Annotated in this window: 21 protein-coding genes and 2 tRNA genes; 11 read left to right on the forward strand and 12 right to left on the reverse strand. The window is 63.2% G+C overall.

Annotated features, from left to right (window positions below; translation table 11 throughout):
• The first annotated feature begins 217 nt into the window (after positions 1-217).
• The gene (locus X728_RS155400) at positions 218-865 is read left to right on the forward strand and encodes an FMN-binding negative transcriptional regulator (protein WP_023831313.1); all 648 of its coding nucleotides are present in this window, start codon (positions 218-220) and stop codon (positions 863-865) included.
• Between the two features lie 38 nt (positions 866-903).
• On the opposite strand, the gene X728_RS155395 is transcribed toward X728_RS155400, so the two are convergent.
• Genes X728_RS155395 through X728_RS155380 form a run of 4 tightly spaced genes read right to left on the reverse strand, consistent with a single transcriptional unit; the run spans position 904 to position 4,573 of the window.
• Positions 904-1,800 carry a phosphatase PAP2 family protein gene (locus tag X728_RS155395; protein ID WP_023700866.1) on the reverse strand — a complete coding sequence of 299 codons (897 nt, stop codon included), beginning with the start codon at positions 1,798-1,800 and terminating at the stop codon, positions 904-906.
• Between the two features lie 30 nt (positions 1,801-1,830).
• Positions 1,831-3,474, reverse strand: coding sequence for a glycosyltransferase family 39 protein (locus X728_RS155390; RefSeq protein ID WP_023831314.1), 1,644 nt, complete (start codon positions 3,472-3,474; stop codon positions 1,831-1,833).
• Positions 3,475-3,513: 39 nt separating this feature from the next.
• Positions 3,514-3,846 carry a lipid-A-disaccharide synthase N-terminal domain-containing protein gene (locus X728_RS155385; RefSeq protein WP_023669132.1) on the reverse strand — a complete coding sequence of 111 codons (333 nt, stop codon included), beginning with the start codon at positions 3,844-3,846 and terminating at the stop codon, positions 3,514-3,516.
• Complete coding sequence (locus tag X728_RS155380) at positions 3,839-4,573, reverse strand: glycosyltransferase family 2 protein (RefSeq protein WP_023739402.1); 735 nt, start codon at positions 4,571-4,573, stop codon at positions 3,839-3,841. The genes X728_RS155385 and X728_RS155380 overlap by 8 nt, the downstream gene beginning before the upstream one ends.
• 254 nt (positions 4,574-4,827) lie before the next feature.
• Between X728_RS155380 and tyrS the strand changes: the two genes are divergently transcribed.
• Positions 4,828-6,081 (forward strand): tyrosine--tRNA ligase, encoded by a 1,254-nt coding sequence (tyrS, locus tag X728_RS155375; protein WP_023819422.1) that lies wholly within the window; start codon positions 4,828-4,830, stop codon positions 6,079-6,081.
• A 17-nt stretch (positions 6,082-6,098) separates the two neighbouring features.
• On the opposite strand, the gene X728_RS1000000171495 is transcribed toward tyrS, so the two are convergent.
• Positions 6,099-7,352 carry an AsmA-like C-terminal region-containing protein gene (locus X728_RS1000000171495; RefSeq protein ID WP_245266120.1) on the reverse strand — a complete coding sequence of 418 codons (1,254 nt, stop codon included), beginning with the start codon at positions 7,350-7,352 and terminating at the stop codon, positions 6,099-6,101.
• Positions 7,292-9,493: a DUF3971 domain-containing protein gene (locus X728_RS1000000171500; protein WP_245266121.1), complete on the reverse strand. Its 2,202-nt coding sequence runs from the start codon at positions 9,491-9,493 to the stop codon at positions 7,292-7,294. The genes X728_RS1000000171495 and X728_RS1000000171500 overlap by 61 nt, the downstream gene beginning before the upstream one ends.
• A gap of 184 nt (positions 9,494-9,677) precedes the next feature.
• Here X728_RS1000000171500 and X728_RS155370 point away from each other — a divergent pair, with 184 nt between their 5' ends.
• On the forward strand, positions 9,678-10,145 hold the full coding sequence (locus tag X728_RS155370) for a peroxiredoxin (RefSeq protein ID WP_023706427.1): 468 nt from the start codon (positions 9,678-9,680) through the stop codon (positions 10,143-10,145).
• A gap of 165 nt (positions 10,146-10,310) precedes the next feature.
• Entirely contained in the window at positions 10,311-11,594 is a 1,284-nt protein-coding gene (locus X728_RS155365; protein WP_023690221.1) for a M23 family metallopeptidase, read from the forward strand.
• A gap of 177 nt (positions 11,595-11,771) precedes the next feature.
• Here the strand turns inward: X728_RS155365 and X728_RS1000000170980 are convergent, their stop codons facing one another.
• A complete protein-coding gene (locus X728_RS1000000170980; protein ID WP_031195297.1) occupies positions 11,772-11,996 on the reverse strand; it encodes a hypothetical protein in 225 nt (74 codons plus the stop codon).
• Between the two features lie 20 nt (positions 11,997-12,016).
• A complete protein-coding gene (locus tag X728_RS155355) occupies positions 12,017-13,198 on the reverse strand; it encodes a M24 family metallopeptidase (protein ID WP_023831316.1) in 1,182 nt (393 codons plus the stop codon).
• A 210-nt stretch (positions 13,199-13,408) separates the two neighbouring features.
• Here X728_RS155355 and X728_RS155350 point away from each other — a divergent pair, with 210 nt between their 5' ends.
• The 5 genes from X728_RS155350 to X728_RS155330 all read left to right on the forward strand — a co-directional run bounded on the left by X728_RS155350 (position 13,409) and on the right by X728_RS155330 (position 18,389).
• A complete protein-coding gene (locus tag X728_RS155350) occupies positions 13,409-14,575 on the forward strand; it encodes an ROK family transcriptional regulator (protein ID WP_023829972.1) in 1,167 nt (388 codons plus the stop codon).
• Complete coding sequence (locus X728_RS155345) at positions 14,572-15,336, forward strand: ATP-binding cassette domain-containing protein (protein ID WP_023669142.1); 765 nt, start codon at positions 14,572-14,574, stop codon at positions 15,334-15,336. Before X728_RS155350 ends, X728_RS155345 begins: the two co-directional genes overlap by 4 nt.
• Positions 15,337-15,377: 41 nt before the next feature.
• Positions 15,378-16,418, forward strand: a complete 1,041-nt coding sequence (locus tag X728_RS155340) for a sugar ABC transporter substrate-binding protein (RefSeq protein ID WP_023684845.1) — start codon at positions 15,378-15,380, stop codon at positions 16,416-16,418.
• 157 nt (positions 16,419-16,575) lie between these two features.
• Entirely contained in the window at positions 16,576-17,571 is a 996-nt protein-coding gene (locus X728_RS155335; RefSeq protein WP_023690226.1) for an ABC transporter permease, read from the forward strand.
• A 47-nt stretch (positions 17,572-17,618) separates the two neighbouring features.
• The gene (locus tag X728_RS155330; protein WP_023669145.1) at positions 17,619-18,389 is read left to right on the forward strand and encodes an SDR family NAD(P)-dependent oxidoreductase; all 771 of its coding nucleotides are present in this window, start codon (positions 17,619-17,621) and stop codon (positions 18,387-18,389) included.
• On the opposite strand, the gene X728_RS155325 is transcribed toward X728_RS155330, so the two are convergent.
• Positions 18,390-19,208 carry a M15 family metallopeptidase gene (locus tag X728_RS155325; protein WP_155923953.1) on the reverse strand — a complete coding sequence of 273 codons (819 nt, stop codon included), beginning with the start codon at positions 19,206-19,208 and terminating at the stop codon, positions 18,390-18,392.
• A 60-nt stretch (positions 19,209-19,268) separates the two neighbouring features.
• Here X728_RS155325 and X728_RS155320 point away from each other — a divergent pair, with 60 nt between their 5' ends.
• Positions 19,269-19,850, forward strand: a complete 582-nt coding sequence (locus tag X728_RS155320) for a hypothetical protein (RefSeq protein WP_245266122.1) — start codon at positions 19,269-19,271, stop codon at positions 19,848-19,850.
• Positions 19,851-19,910: 60 nt separating this feature from the next.
• Here X728_RS155320 and X728_RS155315 read toward each other — a convergent pair.
• Positions 19,911-19,986 (reverse strand) — tRNA-Val (locus X728_RS155315).
• A 218-nt stretch (positions 19,987-20,204) separates the two neighbouring features.
• Here X728_RS155315 and X728_RS155310 point away from each other — a divergent pair.
• Positions 20,205-20,281: transfer RNA gene (locus X728_RS155310), tRNA-Asp, on the forward strand.
• A 45-nt stretch (positions 20,282-20,326) separates the two neighbouring features.
• Here the strand turns inward: X728_RS155310 and X728_RS01000000166610 are convergent.
• On the reverse strand, positions 20,327-21,514 hold the full coding sequence (locus X728_RS01000000166610) for a hypothetical protein (RefSeq protein WP_023831318.1): 1,188 nt from the start codon (positions 21,512-21,514) through the stop codon (positions 20,327-20,329).
• Positions 21,507-21,797, reverse strand: coding sequence for a hypothetical protein (locus tag X728_RS0134830; RefSeq protein WP_023716020.1), 291 nt, complete (start codon positions 21,795-21,797; stop codon positions 21,507-21,509). Before X728_RS0134830 ends, X728_RS01000000166610 begins: the two co-directional genes overlap by 8 nt.
• Positions 21,798-21,938: the final 141 nt, after the last annotated feature.

Consider the following 21,938-nt stretch of genomic DNA (forward strand, 5'->3'; position numbering starts at 1 on the left):
AATTCCAGGAAAAGTGTAAACGGGTTTTCCGTCCGGAATTGCGTCAAAACAAAAACTCCCGGTCCGATGCCGTCACAGTCGTGGCCATCATGGGCGCGACAATGCCATTTCGGCTGATCCAAACGGTGAAGCCAGCCTGACATGTGGCGCGGCTCGGCTGAACGGTGCACAATGCCGGTTCAGCCAGCGCAAGAAGGCATGACCGATCATGNCGATCATGTACCAGCCTCCCCATTTCCAGGAAACGCGGCCGGACGTCCTGCACGGGCTGATCCGGACGCATCCGCTGGGGTTGCTGATCTCCAACGGCACCGATGGCCCGGTCGCCAATGCCATTCCTTTCCTGCTTGCTGCAGAGGTTGGGCCGAATGGCCGGCTGCGCGCCCATCTGGCCAGGGCCAACCCGCAATGGCGTCAGCTGGCCGACAATCCGACATCGCCGGTGCTGGTCGTCTTCCAGGGCGCCGACGCCTATGTGACGCCGTCCTGGTACGAGACCAAGCGCGAGACCGGCAAGGTCGTGCCGACCTGGAACTACGCCATTGTCCAGGTGCGAGGAACCGTCAGAGTGATCGAGGATTCCGCCTGGATCGCACAGCAGATCACCGAGCTGACGCTGTCGCAGGAAGGCGCCCGCGAGGCACCCTGGGCGGTGACCGATGCGCCGCCGACCTTCATCCAGTCGCAAATCAAGGGCATTGTCGGGCTTGAGATCGAGATCGCCGAAATCAGCGGCAAGTGGAAAGTCAGCCAGAACCGGCCTGTCGCCGACCGCGTCGGTGTCGCCGAAGGGCTGGAGAAGGACGCCGCCGGCGCGCCCGACATGGCTCGGCTGGTGCGGAGCTGGGGTGGCATCGACAGCTAGCTGGGGTGGTCTTAGATGGTTCCAAAGGCGTCAGCAATTCAGTTGCCTGCCGGCGCTGCTCCAATGCGGAAATTCGTCTGTCTCGGCGCATCGTTTTGGTTTGGTTTGCGAGCCCGACGGAATAGGCGGAACGTAGTTTTTGCCACCGGCAACCCCGACGCCGTGTAGCGGAAGATACATCCCAGCCGGCCAAGCACCATCGCGCAGACGATGGCAACAGCACAGCCAAGGCCGAATCCGGCGACAGTGTCGCTCGGATAGTGCGCGCCGATAAAGATTCGGGTCGATGCGACCGACAAGGTTGCAGCCAGCAGCACCCATCTGCGCTGGGGCAACAACAGCAGCGCAATGCCGAAAATGACACCCATGGTCGTGGCATGGCCGGATGGGAAGCTGGCAAAGCGCGCCTCCATGGAAAAAGGATGCAGCGACAGATCGCCGAGCTTGTCGAAATTCATTGGCCTGGCTCTGCCCACGCCATATTTCAGCACGTTGACGACCATGGCCGAGAGTGCGATCGAACCCAGCACCATGAAAGCAAAGCAGGTCCAGTTGTAGAAGGTCATCCGCGCGCGCCGGGAAAGGCTGCGCCAATCCGTCAGATTCGCAGCAATCAGCACCAGTACCGACGGGACAAGATACCAGCCGCCTAGGCCGAAGAAGGTAAAAAACTCGGCGATGCGGAAGACATTGGTCGAGCCTGAAGCCCACTGCCTCGCCATGGTGCCCGCAAGATGGTCGAACCGGAGCGACACCGCGATCGTCAGCAAAAGCCAGGCCACGACCCAGACCGACCACAGGATTTTCGGGTAGCGCGCCGGGCGCGTCGCCAGGCGATGCCGTACAATCCCGAAAGTATCGCGGAAATTATCGACAGACTGCCGGAGCATGGCAGGCATAGCGGCACGCGCCGGTGATGGCGACTTCGTCAACATGCGGAGCTCGAAGCGATCATCGAAGAGATATCAGTTCGCCACACGGTACAGGCCGAGCGACAATTTATCACCTGACGAATAGTTGATGCCGTCGATTTCAGCGACGCGGCTGGCCTTCTTGCCTTGCCCTGCCAGCAGGTCATCCAGCCGTTTTTCATCGCCGACCGGCGCCAGGCCCAAAGCGCAGGCCGGATCGCCAAGCAGATGTTGCGCAACCCCATCGACATCGGTCAGTACCGTCTTTGTGCCCACCAGAAATACCAGGCTCGGTTCGTGATATTGCGCGGAGGCGAGCACGCTCATCTCACAGGGACGATCGGCGCGAACCGCAGCCTCGATTTCCCGGCTCATCCAAATCGGTTTCAGTGACGGCACGATGACACCGAACAGCAGGGCGTAGGTTATACCGGCGCAAACCGCAGCCCCGCCGATGCGGACCAGCGGCACCAGCTTCTGGCGCGAAACAGCGAGGTAGCCGGCGCCCAATGCTGCCGCGGCGGCCGGAACGCTCCACCATAAAAATGTCTTCATGAGATAGATCGGCGCACCGACGCAAAGCACGGCGAGACCGACTGTCACCAGGACGGTGCCGAATGCGGTCGCCCACCACAGCCATGTCTGCCAGCGCCTGAGCGGCGCATTTGCCTCTTGCGGTGTCAGCGTCACAAGCCAGCCGATGAGCAGGGCCATGCCGGGATAGGCCGGCAGCACATAATGCGGCAGTTTCGTCGGGATCAATTCGAAGACCAGCCAGAACGGAATGTACCAGGCGAGGCAGAAACGCAGGCGCGGATCGTCGCGCAATCGGTTGAGCGCCTGCAGTCCGGCGCCGAGCGCCACAAGGCCGAACGGCCACATGAACAGGCAATAGGTCAGCACGTAGAAGCCCGGCGGAACGCCGTGCGACTCCTCGCCTTGCGCGACCTTGCCGAGCATATCCTTGCCGACGGCCTGCTGCAGGAAGGCGCCGTTGCTCTTCCAGGTGATAAGGGCGAGCCAGGGCAGCACGATGAGCAGAACCAGAGCCAGCCCTCGCGCCGCTTTCAGCTTTGCCAGCCAGCACCAATCGCGCTCGAAGGCAACCAGCGCGAGCACCGTCAGCGCCGACAGCAGCGGTGCAATCGGCCCCTTGATGAGGATCGCCGCCCCCTGCGCCGCCCAGAAAATCCACGGCAGATGGCCGGCGACCGGCTCGTCGCGGCGCGATGCCAGATAAATCTGCGCCAGCGCGCCTTGCGCCAGAACGCAGCAGGCAAGCAGCATCGCGTCGGTCTTGGCGTCGCGGCCTTCGAAGGCGGTGGCGAAAATCGCCGCCATGACCAGGCCGGCGGCAAGACCGGCATTGGCGCCGAACAGATTGGCCCCGGTCCAGGCGATTGCGACGACGGCGATGGCGATGCCCAGCGCCGAGACCAGCCGGTAAATCCAGATCGGCGCCTGTGCCCCCTGGCCGCTCAGCGTCACCGCCGCCGATTGCAGCCAGTAGATGCCGATCGGCTTTTGGTAGCGCGACGCGTCCTGGAAGCGGATGTCGACATAGTCGCCGGTCTCCGTCATCTGCTTGGTCGCCTGGACGAAGCGCGGCTCGTCGCGGTCGAGCGGCGGCAAAGAGGCCAGTCCCGACGCCGTCATCATCAGGCTGAACAGGAAGAGAAAGATGTAGTTCCTGCTCATTTCGACACCGGACAGACTGAATTTGGCGGGACTGGTGGCTCAGTCGACCTTGGTCATCGCCGCCTTGCGCTCATTGGCGATGAGCCATAAATTTCTGACATAGATCACCATGCCCATGGCCTGGCCGGCGATGAACACCGGATCCTCACGCTGGATGGCGTAGACGAGCAGCAGCCCGCCGCCGAACAGCGAGAAGAACCAGAAAGCGATCGGCACGACGCTGCGCTTGGCCTTTTCCGAAGCGATCCACTGCACCAGGAAGCGCATGGTGAAGAAGAACTGGGCAACGAAGCCGAGCAGAACCCAGGCGTCGAACTGCTTGACGAAAACCTGGTGCAGCCAGGTCGCCAATTCCTGAAACACGTTAGCCATGCGTGATTTCCTCTACCTTTGGCATTCTGCGGCGCCGGCGCCGAAGCCACCAGACGCCGGCGAGATCGAGCGCGCCCTGCAGGCCGCGATCGAAGATGCCGTAATTCGACTTGCCGTGGCGGCGCGAGCGGTCGACGACGTCGCAATGGACGACGCGGTAGCCTTCCTGGATGACCAGGGCCGGAACGAAACGATGCGTGCCGTCGAAGAAGGGCAGTTTGCGTAGGATATCGGTGTGGATCGCCTTCAGGCCGCAGCCAGTGTCGCGGGTGTCGTCATGCAGGATCGCGCCGCGCAGCCAGTTGGCGAAACGCGATGCCAATTGCTTGATCTTGCTGTCGCGGCGCTTCAATCGCTGCCCCTGCGCGGCGCCGAAATCGGGCCCTGCCCGACGCAGCGCATCGACCAGAACGGGGATATATTGCGGGTCGTTCTGGCCGTCGCCGTCGATGGTGGCGACGATCGAGCCGCGCGCCGCCCAAGCGCCCGAGCGCACCGAAAGCGACTGGCCGGCGGATTTTTCGTGCCGCAGCTGCCGAAGCGGAAACGGACGTTTGGCGGCTTCAGCGGCAAGCACCGAAGCGGTGTCGTCAGTCGAACCGTCATTGACGACGATGATTTCGAAATCGCGCCCGGTCATCGCCGCCTCGATCTCGTCGATCAGCAGCGGCAGGTTCGCCGCCTCGTTGCGGCAGGGAATGACGATGGATATCAATGCGTCCGGCATATCGCGTCGGGCTCTGTCACAAGATATGGCATTCGGTGGATGCCGTGCGGTGCCGTTCCAGCGGATCGAACCCGTTGGCGCGGCGCCTCATTACGCCAGCCGACAGGATGAAGCAAGCATGCGCGGCAGTGCAGAATAGGCTGTCCATGCCGGCGCAAAATCGGAAACCACTTTTGCTTGACGCGCTTGGATGCTAAACGCCCGCGTTCAGGCCATGCCGGGCCGTTCGGACCCGGCGCTTTCAGGAAGAAACAATGTCCGCCTTCAAGTCCGATTTCCTGCGCGTCATGAGCGAGCGCGGCTTCATCCACCAGATTTCGGATGAGACCGGGCTGGATCAACTTTTCGCGAAGGAAACCGTGACCGCCTATGTCGGCTACGACGCCACGGCGACCAGCCTGCACATCGGCAATCTGATATCGGCGACCATGCTCTACTGGATGCAGGAGACCGGACACCGGCCGATCGCGCTGATGGGCGGCGGCACCTCGATGATCGGCGACCCGTCCTTCCGCGACGACCAGCGCAGCCTTTTGACGCCCGAGGCGATCGCCACCAACATCGAAGGCATCAAGCGAATTTTTGGCCGCATCCTGCGCTTCGGCGACACTGGCAATGACGCCATCATGGTCAACAATGCCGACTGGCTGATGAAGCTCAACTATGTCGAGTTCCTGCGCGATGTCGGCCGCCACTTTTCGGTCAACCGGATGCTGACCTTCGACAGCGTCAGGCTGCGGCTCGAGCGCGAACAGTCGCTGTCCTTCCTCGAATTCAACTACATGATCCTGCAAGGCTATGATTTCGTCGAGCTCAGCCGCCGCCACGACTGCCGGCTGCAGATGGGCGGTTCGGACCAGTGGGGCAACATCATCAACGGCGTCGATCTCGGCCACCGCATGGGCACGCCGCAGCTTTATGCGCTGACCACGCCGCTGCTGACGACATCGTCGGGCGCCAAGATGGGCAAATCGGCCAAGGGCGCGGTGTGGCTGAACGGCGACCTCTTCTCGCCCTATGATTTCTGGCAGTACTGGCGAAACACCGAGGATGCCGACGTCGAGCGCTTCCTGAAGATCTTCACCCGGCTGCCGCTGTCGGAGATCGCGCGGCTGGCCGCCCTTGGCGGCTCGGAGATCAACGAGGCCAAGAAGGTGCTGGCCACCGAAACCACGGCCATCGTGCACGGCCGCGAGGCGGCGCTCGCGGCCGAGGAAACCGCGCGCAAGACATTCGAGGAAGGCGTGACGGCCGAAACGCTGCCGACCGTGGAAGTGGACGACGCCGCGCTGGAAGCCGGCATCGGCATCCTGTCGCTGCTGGTCAGCGCGGGCCTTGCCGGGTCAAACGGCGAGGCAAGGCGTCACATACAGGGTGGCGCCGTGCGCCTCAACGACCAGCCGGTGGCGGACGACCGGCGGATGGTGACGCCTCTTGATTTGAGTCCGGAAAACGTCGCAAAGCTTTCAGTGGGCAAGAAAAAACACGTTCTGGTGCGGCCGGTCTGACCCGTCTTCTGGGATCCTCAGCGATATTCGAAGATCGAGCGGAAAATGCCCGGCGCGATTACCGATAGCGGGTTGATGTCCAGCACCGGCTTGTTGGCGTTGCCCTTAAGCCGGTAGGTGACGCCGATCAGCCCGCGGTCGCGGCCATTGCCGAGCAGCGCGCCGACCAGCGGCAGTTCGCCAAAGATGCGGTTGAGGCCATAGGCCGGCATGAAGGTTCCGGTCATGTCCATATTGTTGTTCTGGTCGTAGAGCGTGCCTTGGAAGGTGGTGCCGATGCGCGGGCCGCGCAGCACGCCATTCGCCAATTTCAAATAGCCCGACCCCTTGTCGATCTCGGTAAAGCCGCGCTCGAACTTTACCCGCGAAGTGTCGATCTTGCCCTTGACCGCTTCGTTCAGGCTGCGGCTGTCGCCGGTTGGCGTGGTCGAGACGATCGAGGCGAGCTTCGGTTCATTGACGATGAAGAAGTTGCTCGAATCGACCTGTCCACGCATCGGGCCGTCGGCTGCGCCGCTGAGCGCCAGCGTGATCGATCCGCCTTCCATATGCTCGTAGATGTTGAGGAAGCGCAATATGGCGCCTGCGTCGGCCGACTTCATGGTGAGCGCGCGAGCACCATTGCCTGCCGTATTGCTGATGGTGATGGCGGCGCCGGAACTTGCCGCGGCGCTGACCTTGAGCCTGTTCACCCTGGAGCCGGCGGCACTGTAGTCGAGCTTCAAATTGGACAGGACCTCGTCATGGAACCCGGTTAGCGAATTGACGTCGGCGCTGACCGAAACCGCGTCCGTGCCGGTGGTTTTGGTGGCGGTATCGACATCGGAGGTGAACTGCTTGATCAGCGAGCGGGCATCGAGCGCGTTGCCGCTGACATCGACTGCGAAGCCCTTGCCCGACCGCTTCACCGTCACGGCGACATCGTCGCCCCGGTTCAAGGCGACTTTGCTGAAGCGGGCCGACGACAGCGCGCCCTTGACCAGGACGACATTGCCTTCGACCGAAAAGCTCTTTCCGTCGAGGTCGAAGTCAGACAGCGTCGTGGTATCGCCGGACTTGGTCATGGTAAAAGTGGCATTGGCGGCAATGCCCGGCCCCTTGCTCCAGCCTGCCCAGGGAATGTCCAGCCTGGCGCTCGTCAGGTCGACGTCGACGTTCTGGCTGCCGCCTTCGCCGCTCTTGTCGATTGCCACCTTGATGGTGCCGGAAATCAGCGGCGACAGGCCAGGCATGGCCATGGCGCGCGTCTTTTCGTCGAGCACAAGCGCCACCTTGCGGCTGCGCGGCGGCCCGTCATCCCTGAGCGGCTCGACCAGATCGAGCTCNCGAGCTCGGCTGGAATGCCGTTCAGCCGCGCCTTGGCAGAGATCACCGCCTTGCCGGGCCCGACTTCGATCGAGCCGTCGGCATCGGTCACCATCTGGCCTTCGAACGGCTTGGCGAGCGACAGGTCCTTGTAGTCGAGCGATACCAGCCAATCGAGCTTCGACGTGTCGACGCCGGATTGCAACGGAATGTCGGCCTTGACGTGGCCGGTCACCGTGCCCGACAGGTCGTCCGGCAAGATGCCGACATGGCGCATGGCGTTGATCGGTTCGTAGGAGGCAAGTTCGGCGATGGCCGGCGCCTCGCCGGCGACGTCGATGTCGAGCGCGCCAATCACCGGCGGGTGGTTTGCCGCCTTTACCGACAGTGTGCCATTGCTTGCCGCCACGGTGCGGCCGCTCGGCATATAGACGCTGCCGGAGGACAGCGCGACGTCGACATCGTTGCCGTGGAAGGAAACGACGCCGACGGCATCGCGTATCGGCGGGATGCGGCCGGCGGTGTCGAAGCGCGAGCCCTCGACCTGGAAGCGGCCGAACACCTCGTCGGCCGAAAGCGGCACGCCGTTGCCGAGACGCCCCGGCACGACCTGGAACTGCAGGCTGGCATCGACGACGCGACCGCCAAACAGGTTCTGCAGCACCCACAGCCGCGCATTCTTGGCGGAGAACCAGGGCCACAATTGCTTGACGTGCGAGACCGCCATGTCGTGGACGTTGAGCGACACCGAGATACCCGGCGGTCCGTTGTCGATGAAGGAAACCGCAGCGGTTCCCAGCACTTCGCTCCCCGATCCCGACCTGATACCGATCTGGTCGGCGACAAGCTTGCGGCTCTTGATCTGATAGACGCCGGCGATGCGGGCGAAGAAATTCAGCGCCGGCTCGGGCGATTCCGAAGGCGCCAGCGTCGAGCCGTCGCTGGTCAGGTCGTAACGATAGGAAGGCTCCTCGCCGGCCGCGCCGGTCGACGGCTTTGGCCCGATCGAGCCGGCGAAATTGAACGCCGAGCGCCCGGTCTTTAGAACCAGCCTGCCGACATCGATCTTGTTGGAGCCGGAGACAAGGGCGGCGTCGACATCGACATCGGCCGGCAACAGCCCGCGTGTGCCGAGGTCGAGCACCGAGCCGGTTAGCGACAGCGAGCCCGTCAGCCGCGAATCGGTCTCGCCCGAGCCTTCGGATCCCGTGAGCTTCAAAGCCATCGCGCCGGTTCGCCCGCCGGCCGCCGGCGTTGTCTCCGCGACATCCGCCATGTCGATGGCGGCGTTCAAGGCGGTAACGCGCATCGAGCTCGTATCGCGGGTGGCGGTGGCCGTGACGGTGAGCGCGCGGCCATCGACATCCGCCTCGGACGAGAACTCCATGCTGCCGGGGCCTGACTGCAGCACCGTGGCGTTGGCGATCGTGACCAGCTTGACCGATCCGGCCTCGGGCAGCTCGAACGCGACATTTTTGAGATCGATGCGGCGCATCGAATCCTCGCGCACGGCATCGAGTGCACGATTGACGTCACTGAAGACGACGGCGGCCAGTTTTTCCGGATCGATGAGACCGTCTTGATTGCGCAGGCGCGCTATCCAGTCACCACCCGACGGCATTGCCGCGGTGACGATATGGGCGTCGGAAATCCTGGCGCTGGTCAGCCGAACCTCGCCCGAAAGCAGCGGGACCAGCCGGATGCCGAAGCGGACGCGCCCGGCATCGGCCATCGGCTTGCCGTCGGCCGTCTCGACGCTGACATCCTTGACCTGCAGCGCAATGAAGCTCGATCCGTCAAGTGTCAGGCTGGCAGGACCGACGGCGACTTTGACGTCGAAACCGGCCAGTTTCTCGATCGCCGTTTCGGCTTCCAACCGCAGCCGTTCGCTGCCGATGCCGGTGGCGCCGATGACGTAGACGGCGGCCGCCGCCAGCAGCACAAGGGCTCCAATGCCGGCAAACAGCCGGGCAAGGATGCGAAAGCCGCGGCCGATCCGTGCCTTGCCGAGCGGCGGCACGCGGCAAGCGGACGGGAAAGCCCCCAGGTCGGTGATCTCGTCACGCCTGAACCGGATTTTCTCGTGCTGCGGTTCTTCCTGATCCACGCAATTTTCCGTTGTGCGAATTCGATCGTGGACGAATCCCCGCCCGACACTATAACGACGCAGGCTAGAGCATGATGCCGAAAAGTGTGAGGCGGTTTTCTCGGACAAACGGTTTCCGTTTGTCCAGACATCATGCTCTATCTCTTTGATTTAGGGCCGCGTAACCTCAAACAAGGGCATCGATATGGCTGATCTCGACGTTGGCGACGTTGCGCCGCAATTCGATCTTCCGCGCGACGGCGGCGGCTCGATCAGCCTTGCCTCGATGCGGGGGAAGCCCGTTGTACTTTATTTCTATCCGCAGGACGACACCACAAGTTGTACCAATGAGGCGATCAGCTTTTCGCAGCTGAAGCCGGAGTTCGAAAAGGCCGGCGCCGTGGTGATCGGCCTGTCGCCGGACAGCGTGAAGAAGCACGACAAGTTCAAAACCAAATACGATCTCACCGTCGACCTGGTTGCCGACGAGGAGCGCAAGGTGATCGAGGCTTACAATCTGTGGGTCGAAAAGACGATGTATGGCCGCAACTATATGGGCGTCGAGCGGGCGACGTTCCTGATCGGCAAGGACGGGCGGATCGCCGGGATCTGGCGCAAGGTCCGGGTGAAAGGCCATGCCGAAGCAGTGCTGGAGGCGGTCCGCGCGCTCTGAGGCGCCACCGATCTGGCCAACGCCGCGCAGTGCATTAGGGGCATAAGACATATATGCGGTTGGCTGACACCGTTGGTCACTAGCGCGCCCGCGAACGGCAAAACTTTGTTAACCCTAATAATGTGTAATCGGGCTTCGTTGGTGTCGTAACGAAAGCTTGGTCCCGTGAACCTAACCGGTCAGTCAGCGGTCTTCGGCAGGCGCAAGGAGCCGCATACGGTCATCATTGCGCGGGGCAATGAAATACGACATTTCACCATCCGGCCGTGGCTCGTCGCCTTTCTCGGCTCGGCACTGGCGGCGATCGCCATCGGCTATCTCTTGGCGACCTCCTATCTCGTGCTGCGCGACGATCTGATCGGCGCCACCACGGCCCGGCAGGCGCGCATGCAGCAGGCCTATGAGGATCGCATCTCGGCGCTTCGCGCGCAGGTCGACCGCATCACCAGCCGCCAGCTTCTCGACCAGAAACTGATGGAGACCAAGGTCAGCGAATTGATCGAGCGGCAGAGCCAGCTCAGCCAGCGCCATGGCCGCCTCGGCCCGATTCTCGAGCGGGCCGAAAACGAGGTCGGGACGCCGCCAACCGCTGATGCCGCAGCGACAACAAAACCCGACGAACATGCCGAACTGACTGGCGGCGAGCCACTCGCCTATTCGGTCGCCAGCCTTGGTTCGGGCGACACCAGGCCATTCTCGCTGTGGTCGACACGTTCCGATCCGCTGCCCAGCGAAACGGCTGCGGACCGTGCCGACAAATTGTTCGTCTCGATCAATGATTCACTGAAGGCTATCGAAAGCCAGCAACTCACCCGCATCGAAACCCTGGCCGACAACGCCTACAAGAACGCCGATGCCATCACCCAGGCGCTGGAAGCGGCCGGTCTGCCGGTCGACAGTGATTTCGGCAAAAACGAAAGCGATGTCGGCGGACCGCTGATCCCGCTTGACAGCTCGATGATGTTCGACAGCAAGGTCAAGGAACTGGACGAGGCGCTGGATACGCTCGACCAGTTGAAGAAAGAGGCGCGGCGGCTGCCGCTCGCCAACCCGGCGCCGGGCCACTCCGTCACCAGCCCGTTCGGCGTGCGCACTGACCCCATCCTCGGCACCGCTGCCCTGCACTCGGGCATGGATTTCCGCGCGCCGGTCGGCATGGCAGCCAAGGTCACGGCGGCCGGAATCGTTACCAAGGCCGGCTGGAACGGCGGCTATGGCCGCATGGTCGAGGTCGATCACGGCAACGGCTTTGCCACGCGCTACGGCCATCTGAGCGAGATCGACGTTGCCGTCGGCCAAAAACTCGCAGCCGGCGACATCATTGGCAAAACCGGCAGCAGCGGCCGTTCGACCGGCCCGCACCTGCACTACGAAGTCCGCCACAATGGCGAGGCCATCGACCCGCTGCGCTTCCTGACCGTCGGCAAGAAGGTCGAACAGTATTTGTAAGGTCAAGCCGGGCTGGTTGCTGCCCAACTTCGCCGCGCCCTGCCCGCTGGTTCCACGATCCAGGGTCGCACCAAGCGCGGACCCGTGCCGACAAAACTGTCCCTGGGCTGAGGCAGATGCACGGCCACTGCGAAGCCCATCGAGCCATGGGCGTCATGGCCGCAGGCATGCATCACCTTATCGCCACATTGCGATTGACGGCCTCGCGGAGCCGACAATATCGACGGCCAGGCCGTAGCGGGCGACGTCGCGGATGTCTGATATCCCCTGCCCGGCCAGCATCGGCCTGAGATAAGCTCCCGTCCCAATCTTGCGGTTCGATAATTCGGGATGGCGGTGCAGATGACGGCGGATCTCGACCATCCGATCGAGAATTCCGGCATCGATGCGGGGGCGCGGCACCGCCCGGTGCTGCCGACCGGTCAGGATTTGACATGGATGTCTCGCGGGAATTTGGTCAGCGTCTCATGGCCGGTCTCGGTCACCAGAATGGTCTCGCTGATCTCGATGCCCCAGCCATCCATCCACATGCCAAGAATGGAGTGCAGGACGTTGCCGGGTTGCAGCGCGGTCTTGTCGCCGGGTCGCAGGCTGATCGTGTGCTCGCCCCAATCCGGGGGATAGGCGACGCCGATGGAATAGCCGATGCGCGATTCCTTCTTCAGCCCGTAGCGCTGGATGACCTTGCGCCAGGCGGCCTCGACCGCTTCCGCCGATGTGCCCGGCCGGACCGCGTCGAGCACCGCATCCATACCTTCGATCACCGCCTTTGCGGTGTCGGCGACACGGGCCGGCGTCTTGCCGAGCTGCATCGTTCGGGCGAGGCCTGCGGCATAGCGGCGGCAAACGCCGGCGAGTTCGAGCGCAATCGTCTCGTCCTTTCCGAACCGCCGGTCGCTCCACATGATGTGCGGAGCCGATGCATTCTCGCCGCCGAGGATCGTCGGCGGCAGTGCCGTGATGTCGCCGGCGAAGTCTGGACTGCCGGCGATCTGCGCCGCCTGGATCGCGGCAATCGCATCGCATTCGCGCACACCTGGCGCGATGACTTCGAAGGCCCGCGCAACAGCTGCTTCAGCCAAGGTCGACGCCTTGCGCAGGTAGGCAATTTCCGGAGCGGATTTCACGGCGCGGATCCAGTTCACCAGGAGATCGGCGTCGTGCCATTTCGCATTGGGCAGGCCAGCGACCAGCCGGGCATGCGCCTTCGGCGAGAAATAATAAGCTTCGAGCTCGATGCCGATATGTCTCGCGCCCCAGCCCTTGGCGACGATCCAGGCCGCCATCCAGTCCATCGGATGGCGATCGGCTCGCTGCACGTGGTCTTCGGGGAAGCCGACCGCATTCTCCGGCTTCATCCAGGCCGTCAGCAAGCCGCCTGCCGCATCCATGGCGCGGCCGATCCAGACCGGCTCGGCCTCGTCTTCGATCGGGACCAGCACGACCTGCGGCGTATAGAACGACCAGCCGTCATAGCCGGTGATGTAATGCTGGTTGGCGACATCGTTGACGACCAGCAGTTCCAGCCCACGCGCCGCCATCTCGGCGCGGATCTTCTGGAGCCGCCGCTGGTACTCATCGCGCGCAAAAGGCAATTCGATCATCGGTTTTCCTGCTGGATTGTTGGCCGGCGAGCCCGCGCCCGCCTGACGTCATTCATCATTGCGGTGGTTTCAGCCCGGCTGCAATCGGCCAGCGCGGCGCATGGGACAGGTCCTGCACCGCGTCCGGGAACCATTCCGAATTATTTTTGAATTCCATTTGACTGAATAAATTGCCTGTGCAAGTCTTGGTCTTCCTAAGGGGCGCGGGACATGGCACTGCGGGGAACCAATCAGGAGTTCGGACGGCCCTACAACCGGCGCATCGTGCTGGAGTCCATCCGTCTTCACGGTCCCATCGCCCGCGGCGACATTGCCAGCCGGGTCGGCCTCACCGTCCAGACCGTATCGACCATCGTTCGCGAACTCGAAGAGCACGGCTATGTGCTGTCGCTGCGCGAAGAGCCGCGCGGACGCGGGCTGCCGCCGGCGACGCTCAGGATCAACCCCGAGGGCGGCTATGCCGTCGGCGTCCACCTCACCCCGCTGGGGATCGACGCGGCGCTCATCAATCTCAGCGGCGATGTCATCGAGAGCATGCATCGCGAGGCGCCGCATGCGACGCCCAACCATGCCTTCGAGCTGATCGGCGCGATGGTGCCGGAGTTGACGGCGCTGCGGCCCGGCGGGCGCGTGCTCGGCATCGGCATGGCGCTGCCTGGACCGTTCGGCGTGGAGTCGATGAGCTTCGTCGGCCCGACGACCATGGCCGGCTGGAAGGATGTCGCGCTGCCGGAACGGCTGGCGGCGTCGACCGGGCTGCCGGCCTTCTTCGAAACCGACATGGCGGCGGCGGCCATGGGCGAACGGCTTTACGGTCTCGGCTCCGGTTATTCCGAATACTACTACCTCTATTTCGGCGTCGGCCTCGGCGGCGTCATCGTGCATGACGGCGCGGTGATGCGCGGCGCCTGGGGCAATGCCGGCGAAATCGGACACATCCCTGCCGTTCCCGGCGGCGAACCTTGCCCATGTGGCAACAGCGGCTGCCTCGAACGGTATCTCTCGCTGGAAGCACGTCGCCGCCGCAACATCAGCGACGCCGCCTGGGTGGCCGAGATCGCACCGATCTTCCGCAACGCCATCGTCACCATCGAGAATATATTCGACCCGGAAACCGTCATCCTCGGCGGGCTTGCGCCCACAGACCTGCTGGAAAAGCTGGTCGGCGCGGCCGGACAGTTCCCCAATTCGGTCTCGGCGCGGCGCGACCGCAAGACACCGCGCGTGACGGTGGCGACCGGCGGCAAGCATTCGGTGCTGCGGGGCGCTGCCGCATTGGCCGTGTCCGGTGTGCTTTCGCCGCGCTTCGGCCAGATGTTCATTGCCGAGCGCGAGCGCCGGCCAGACCTCATGCACAGCAAGGGAGTGGCGGCATGACCGAACCGCTGCTGGTACTCGAAAACGTCACCAAGAATTACGGCGCCATTCATGCGCTGAGGGGCATCAGCTTCTCGATCGGCAAGGGTGAAGTCGTGGCGCTGCTCGGTGACAACGGCGCCGGCAAGTCGACGCTGGTCAAGATCATTGCCGGCGGCCTCGAGCCGAGCTCCGGCCGCATGCTGTTCGAGGGCAAGGAGTTTCTGGCGAAGACGCCGGCCGAGGCCAAGGCTGCCGGCATCGAGACCGTCTACCAGGACCTGTCGCTCTGCACCAATGTCGACGTCGTCGCCAATTTCTTCATGGGCCGCGAAATCACTCGCAAGGTTCTCGGTGTCCCCATCCTCGACGAGCGCGCCATGGAGGCCGTCGTCGGCAAGGCGCTGGCAAGTGCCGGCACCCGCATCCCGTCGCTGCGCACCAATGTCGAGCATCTCTCGGGCGGCCAACGCCAGGCCATCGAGCTCAACCGCTTCGTGCACTGGGGCGGCAAGCTTGTGCTGCTTGACGAGCCGTTCGCGGCCCTCGGCGTCGAGCAGACGCGGCGCGGTCTCGAGATGATCCGCCAAGTGGCCAACCAGGGCATCGGCGTCGTCATCATCACCCACATCATGCAACAGGCCTTCCAGGTCGCCGACCGGATCGTGGTGATCCGGCAAGGCGTCGTGGCCGGCGATGTCGCACGCAACAAAACAAGTCCCGATGCGGTGATCAACATGATCACCGGTGAGACGCTTGCCGGTGCCGGACCGGCAGGTTGAGGGACAAAAGAGGGGTCCGGTATAAAAGAGGAGCGAACGACATGAAGCGAATACTGGTTCTTGTCTTCGGTATCCTGGCACTGGCTCTTGCCTCGCTCACGCCGGCAATGTCCCAGACCAAGGGCACCGTCTATTATATGGTCCCGACCCTGCTCGATGAATTCCAGACCGGCTCGGTGAGCGCGCTGGAGCTGTTCCTCAAGCAGGTCGGCTATGAGGTGAAAACACTCAACGCCGACAACAAGACCGACGCGCAGCAATCGCAGATGAACGACGTCATTGCGCTGAAGCCGGCGGCGATCATCCTAGCCGCCGTCGATTTCAACGCGCTGAAGCCGTCCATCGAAGCGGCGCGTGCGGCCGGCATCCCGGTGGTCGAGTTCGACCGCCAGATCACCTCGACCCCGTCCGATTTCACCTCGGTGGCGGGCACGGTCGAGATCGGCTACGTCGCCGCCGAGCAGGCGCAAAAGCTTCTGACCGCCAAGAACGGTTCGGTGAAGGGCAAGATCCTGCAGGTGCTCGGCGATCCCGGCGATCCCTACACGCTCGACATCCAGAAGGGTTTCGAGGAGAAGTTGAAGGCGTTTCCTGACGTCAAGATCATCTCGCTGCCGGCCATGCAATGGGAAGCCAGCAACGCCGGCACGATCGTTGCCGACCAGATGCTCGCCAACCCCGACATCGACCTGATCTTCAGCCATGCCGCGCACCTGTCGGTCGCAGCCGTCGCCTCGCTCGAGGCCGCCGGCAAGAAGCCGGGCGACGTCATGCTGATGAGCTCGAACGGCGCTCCGGTCGGTCTCGACCTGATCCGCAAGGGCTGGCTCAATGTCGAAGTCGAGCAGCCGCTCTACGCGCAGGCCGCGGCCGTGGCGATGTTCATGGACAAGATCGCCGGCAAGCAGGAAATCAAGCCTGGCGAGTATGACGTGCTCGGCTTGAAGTCGACCGTGACCAAGGAGAGCTGGGGCCCCAACATCAAGATCCCGGGCGCCGCCATCACCAAGGAAAACGTCGACAATCCGGCCTTCTGGGGCAACCAGAAGCCGCCGACGGACACGATCAAGTCTGTCGAATAGTCGCCTAGCGAAGCGCTCCGGGCCATTGCGGCCCGGAGCCTGCCCATTCACGACGCCGCGTCCCAGGACACCGTGGCGAACCTAAACCCGCGCCTGAACCCGAAATCGAGTTGATTTCTCAGCCTGATTTTCTCGGGGGCGCCAACCGGATCAGCCCATGAACCCGCGCAGCCGCAAAGCCCTGGAGTTCGTCCTCGACAACCTCGTCTGGTTCATGCTGATCTTTGTGCTGGTTGTCTTTTCCGTCTTCGTCCCCAACTACTTCCAGCTCGGCATCTTCGCCAACATCATCGAGGCCTCGAGCGTTCTCGGCGTGATGTCGATCGGCCTGTCGCTGGTCATCATTGCCGGCCATATGGACCTGTCGGTGGAATCGGTGGCCGCACTCAGCGCCATGGCGGTCGGCATCCTGTTCTGCTCATCGGGCATCGGCATGGGCATACAGCTCAATCCGCAATGGCTGATGGTTCCGGTTTCGCTGCTGGTTGCGCTGGCCGTCGGCGGCCTCATCGGCGCCTTCAACGGCTATCTCGTGGTCAAGGTGAAGATGAGCGCCTTTATCATTACGCTGGCGTCCTACATCTGGGTGCGCGGCCTGGTGCTGGTGATTTCCGGCGGCCGCTCGGCACAGGATCTGGCGCCGGCCATCCGCTGGTTCGGCATCCAGCGAATGGCCGGCCTGCCGCTGACCGCCTGGATCGCCGTCGCCTGTTTCGTCCTGTTCTCGCTGATCATGGCCAAAACGCCGTTCGGCCGCCACCTCGTGATGATCGGCGGCAACGAGACCGCGACCTTCCGCGCCGGCATCCGCGTCAACCGCAATCTGATCATCGCCTTCGTACTTGCCGGCGCCATTGCCGGCCTCGCCGGCTGGCTGCTCGCCATCCGCACCTCGGGCGCCACCGCCAATCTCGGCACCGGGCTGTTGTTCAACGCCTTTGCCGCCGTCGTCATCGGCGGCGTCAGCCTGAAAGGCGGCGTCGGCACCTTGCCCGGGGTCTATGCCGGCGTGCTGCTGCTCTCCTCCATCAACACGGCGATCAATCTGATGGGCCTGCCGGCCAACTTCACCCAGGTCATCCACGGCCTTTTGGTGCTCGCCGCCGTGCTGCTCGACGCCTTCAAGCAAACCATTCGCCAAAGACTGGCATAGGAGAACGACCCGCATGACAGGAGAGTTGGCATGACAGGAGAGCTGGCATGACCGGACGGCTGCAAGACAAGGTCGCGCTTATCGTCGGTAGCGCGCGCGGCATCGGCAAGGGCATCGCCCAGCGCTTTGCCGAGGAAGGCGCAAGGCTGGTCCTGGCCGACAGCGAGGCCCAGGCCGGTCAAGCGACCGCCAACGAGCTCGGCGCTGCCTTCATCCGCACCGACATCTCGCAAATAGTTGATGCAGAAGCCGCGGTAGCGCTGGCGTTGAGCCGCCATGGCCGCCTCGACATCGTCGTGCAGAATGCCGGCATCTATCCCTGGCAGCTCATCGAAAATACCAGCCCGGACGATTGGGACCGGGTGATGGCGGTCAATCTGCGCGGCACGTTCAACGCCACGCTGGCAGCGCTGGCGCCGATGAAGGCGCAGCATTACGGGCGCATGCTCTACACCTCGTCGATCACCGGTCCGCACGTCACCAGCCCCGGCCACGGCCACTATGCCGCCAGCAAGGCCGGCATCAACGGCTTCATCCGCTCGGCGGCGCTGGAATTTTCGGGCTACGGCATCACCGTCAACGGCGTCGAGCCCGGCAACATCCTGACCGAAGCGATCGAGCTGCATCGCGGCGCCGCCTATATCAAGAACATGGAGGATTCGATCCCGCTCGGACGCCTCGGCAGTCCGCGCGACGTCGCCAACGCCTTCCTGTTCCTCGCCTCCGACGATGCCAGCTACATCACCGGCACCACCATCGTCGTCGACGGCGGCCAGTTGCTGCCCGAAGGCAAGGATTTCCGGCTGCTGCCGCCGTGATCAGCCGGATTTCTTGTACAGCAGCAACTCAGGCCGGTACTCGAAGTGCATGGTGTCGTAGTGATACCAGCGCCCGCCCCAGATGAAGCCGTTTTTCTCGAACAATTCCACGATTTCCAGCGGAATCCGGTTCTTGAAGGGAATGTGGGCCTTCGGGTTGGTTTTGTTCCTGTTGTTGTACCAATAGTCGGAGAAGCCGACATTGATATCGAAGGCCGCTCCGAACGAGTGAACGCTCAACCGGTCGGTGCCGGCGATCGGCCGCCAGACAAAGCCGCCGCCGGGCTTGAGCCCGTAACGGCTCAGCTCCGCGGGCATCGCCTCAAGCGCAGCGGAGACCTTGCCCAGCCGGTCGTTGATGCCGAAAATCCTGGTGACCTGCACGGTCTTCTTGCCGAGCTTCGGCAACCATTTGACGTTGGCGATGTGCTTGCCCACCTCGGCGGCACTTGCCCCGTAGAGCTTCTCGAAGAAAGGTTCATTGCGGATACGGCCGGGATCGAAATCCTCCGCCGGGACCAGCGCGCCCTCGGCTGCTCTGGGATAGACGTAGCGAAACATGTCTTCGATGTCGGGGCTCTCAAGCAGCGCGTCGGCGTCGCGCGCCTTGCCGTCGTCCCACATCATCGTGGTGCCGTCGGTCCAGGACAGCACATTGCCCGAGATGGTGAAAAGTCCGGGATAGGCCTTGAGCAAGGCAGCCTTGGCGGCCGGCTGGTCGACGCCGTCGCCCGCATTCCCTGCATAGGCGAAGCGTCCAGTGCCGACGATTGCCAATGCGAACAGCAACCGCAGCATCAGGCGCCCTGGATGATCCATGATTGTCCTGCCGTCCCGGAGGGCTTTCGTTCATCTTGCATTTAACAAGGCTGCTGTACCATGCTGGTCGAATCGAACGGGAGACAAATCGTGTCAAAAACCTTCAATGCTTTGATCCGGATGACGTTTACATTCATCTGCCTGGTCGGCCTGGCCTCGTCCGTCTCTATTCTTTTTCCAGCCACCGCATCCGCCCAGCGGATGCAGCGATGCGCCGACGAAGGCGAAATCTGCCGCCTGCCCTACCCCTCGGAAGTGGTCTACGGCGCGCGCGGGCAGACCACTTCGCGCTTCATCGATCGTCGTGCCGTGCCGTGTACGAATCGCGTCTTTGGGGACCCGGCGCCTGGCCGCGACAAGGCTTGCTACATCGTGAGGCGCGGCGGCGGTAACGACTATGGCGACAGTGATGACGACGACGACAATTACGGCGATGATGATTACGGCCAGGGCCGCGGCAGATGGGTGGCCTGCGCCCGGGAGAATCAGTTCTGTGATTTCCGTGGCCGCCAAGTGGTCAGATACGGAGCGCGCGGTCGGTTCACGCAAGGCGTTTTCAGGAACGGCGTGCGCTGCGGCAACGATGCCTTTGACGAGGATCCCGCTCCGCGTGCGAAGAAGACCTGCTACATCAGGAAGTAGACAGGTGCCGGCATGAAAGGGGGTGTGGCTCTTTGAGGCCGCGCCCGGAATCCGGGATCTTGGTGGGCGATGACGGGCTCGAACCGCCGACATCTTCGGTGTAAACGAAGCGCTCTACCAACTGAGCTAATCGCCCGCTCCGGCCGGACCTTTAAGCGGTCGCAACCGGCTTCGCAAGGCCAAATGAACAGCTGCGAGCTTAGCCGCACAGTGGTTTTCGCGGGCAAAGTGCCGCCCGTCAAAAAACCTTCTCCTGTTTGCGTTTATGCTGTCCAGCTGCGCTTGACACCCGGTGGCGAACCCCTTATCCACCGCCCCAACGACGAACACGGCTGACACGTGCTCGTCCAATGCGCGGGTGTAGCTCAGTTGGTTAGAGTGCCGGCCTGTCACGCCGGAGGTCGCGGGTTCGAGCCCCGTCACTCGCGCCATTAATTTCAAGGGGTTAGCTACCGCCCCTTGAAAAGTTTCAACTCTCATTCTGCGGAGAGTTTCAACTTTCTGTATTCGTTCCGTTCCAGGCCAAGCAGCTTTCTGCCCTTGCGGCGGCTGGCATCGGCTGAGCGGACGGCGGCCAGATTGACCGGCATATAGGTCTTCTGCAGCCCCTTGTTCCCGTCGATCGAATTGCCCATCTTGGCCGAGATTGCCTCGACCGACGCGCCTCCGGCATTCGCCTCGACCGCGCCGGAACGCCGCATGTCCATCAGCCGCCGCTTCTCCGATGTCCCGAACACCAGCGTGCGCAGATCGGCAAAGTCGTCGACCAGAGAATCCTTCGTGTAAGGCACGCCGGCGCGCGGCCGGCCGCCCTTCGGGCCCGGCGCGAAACCGCGCGAGCGAAAGATCGGCGCATCGTCAAGCAGGGTGACGCCTAGTGATTCGACATAGGCCAGCACCAGGCGCTGCGTGCGTGACGACAGCGTGCCGACAGCCGCCTCGCCACTCTTGCTGCGTGCAATCAGAAAACCCCATTCCTGTGCTGTCTGCATTGCCTGCGCCGGTGTGAGCGTGCGCACGTCGACGGGTGAGAAGCTCGTGTCCCACGCAACGGCGATGATGCAGGCCAGTCCGCGGTAGCCGGCGCGCCAGGCGCCCTTGACCATGCGCACCGCCTCGCCTGCCGTCCAGGTCTGGTGGCGCGGTGGTGGCGTCTGGCGGCGGATCGCCTGCGATGGGTCGGAGCCGGGCGGGCATAGCTTCATGCCGGCCATGACATTATAGAGCGAACGCCACGTCTTTACGGCACGGTAGGCGATGTCGACACCTTTGACCCGCAGCAGACGGCCATACCAGTCGTCGAGCAGCTCGAGGGTGATGTCGGCTGGCGGCAGGTCGGCGAAGTACGGCTCGATGAAGGTCCAGCCGCGCTCCCGATCCTCGCGGGTGCGCGGTGGCTTGCGCTTCCATGCATCCATGCGGCGATAGCGTGCAAAGGCGTCTCCGATGGAATCCTTTGGCCATACATGCAGGCGCGACGGCTCCCTGCCCTTGCGGAGTTCCTGCCAGCGGTCTTCCCACTCCTTGGCGATCGTCCAGGCCTCAGGCCCGTCGACCCCACAGGAAATGCATCTGAAGCCAGCTTCGACCATCTTCGGCGTCGGCAGCCAGTAGCCGTATTTGCCCTTACGGATGACGTAGTGCTTCAACTTGATCTTACCCAAGGGTCGCCAGCCTCGCTCTTGCAATGTCGATGCTAGACTGCGCGCCGGATCCTGATCCTGCAAGACCCGAGCGTCGATCGAGCCAGGCGTCGATCGCAACCATGTCGTAGTTGCCGGTAATTGGGCAGGCCTTGGGAAAGCCTTGATCCTGCAACGCGGGCAGCAATTCCATGAATTCCCGCAGCGTCAGGTGGAGATAACGCGCCGCCTTGATCGCCGGCACGAGCCGCGGCTGTACCGGGAAGCGGATAGATGACGGTTGTAATGTGTGGGTTTGGCTCATGGCACCAAAACTCTATCCACCGTCCATCGGGACGGCGGATGGGCGCTTGTCGTTGAGCGGGTGTGAATTTCGCCCGTGTCAGCACCTCCGCCGCACAGCATGCGATTTTCCTACTCCGTGATCTCGTTATTCCTGCATCGA

The sequence above is a fragment of the Mesorhizobium sp. L103C119B0 genome (genome assembly GCF_000502235.1).
In the GTDB taxonomy this organism is placed as follows: domain Bacteria; phylum Pseudomonadota; class Alphaproteobacteria; order Rhizobiales; family Rhizobiaceae; genus Mesorhizobium.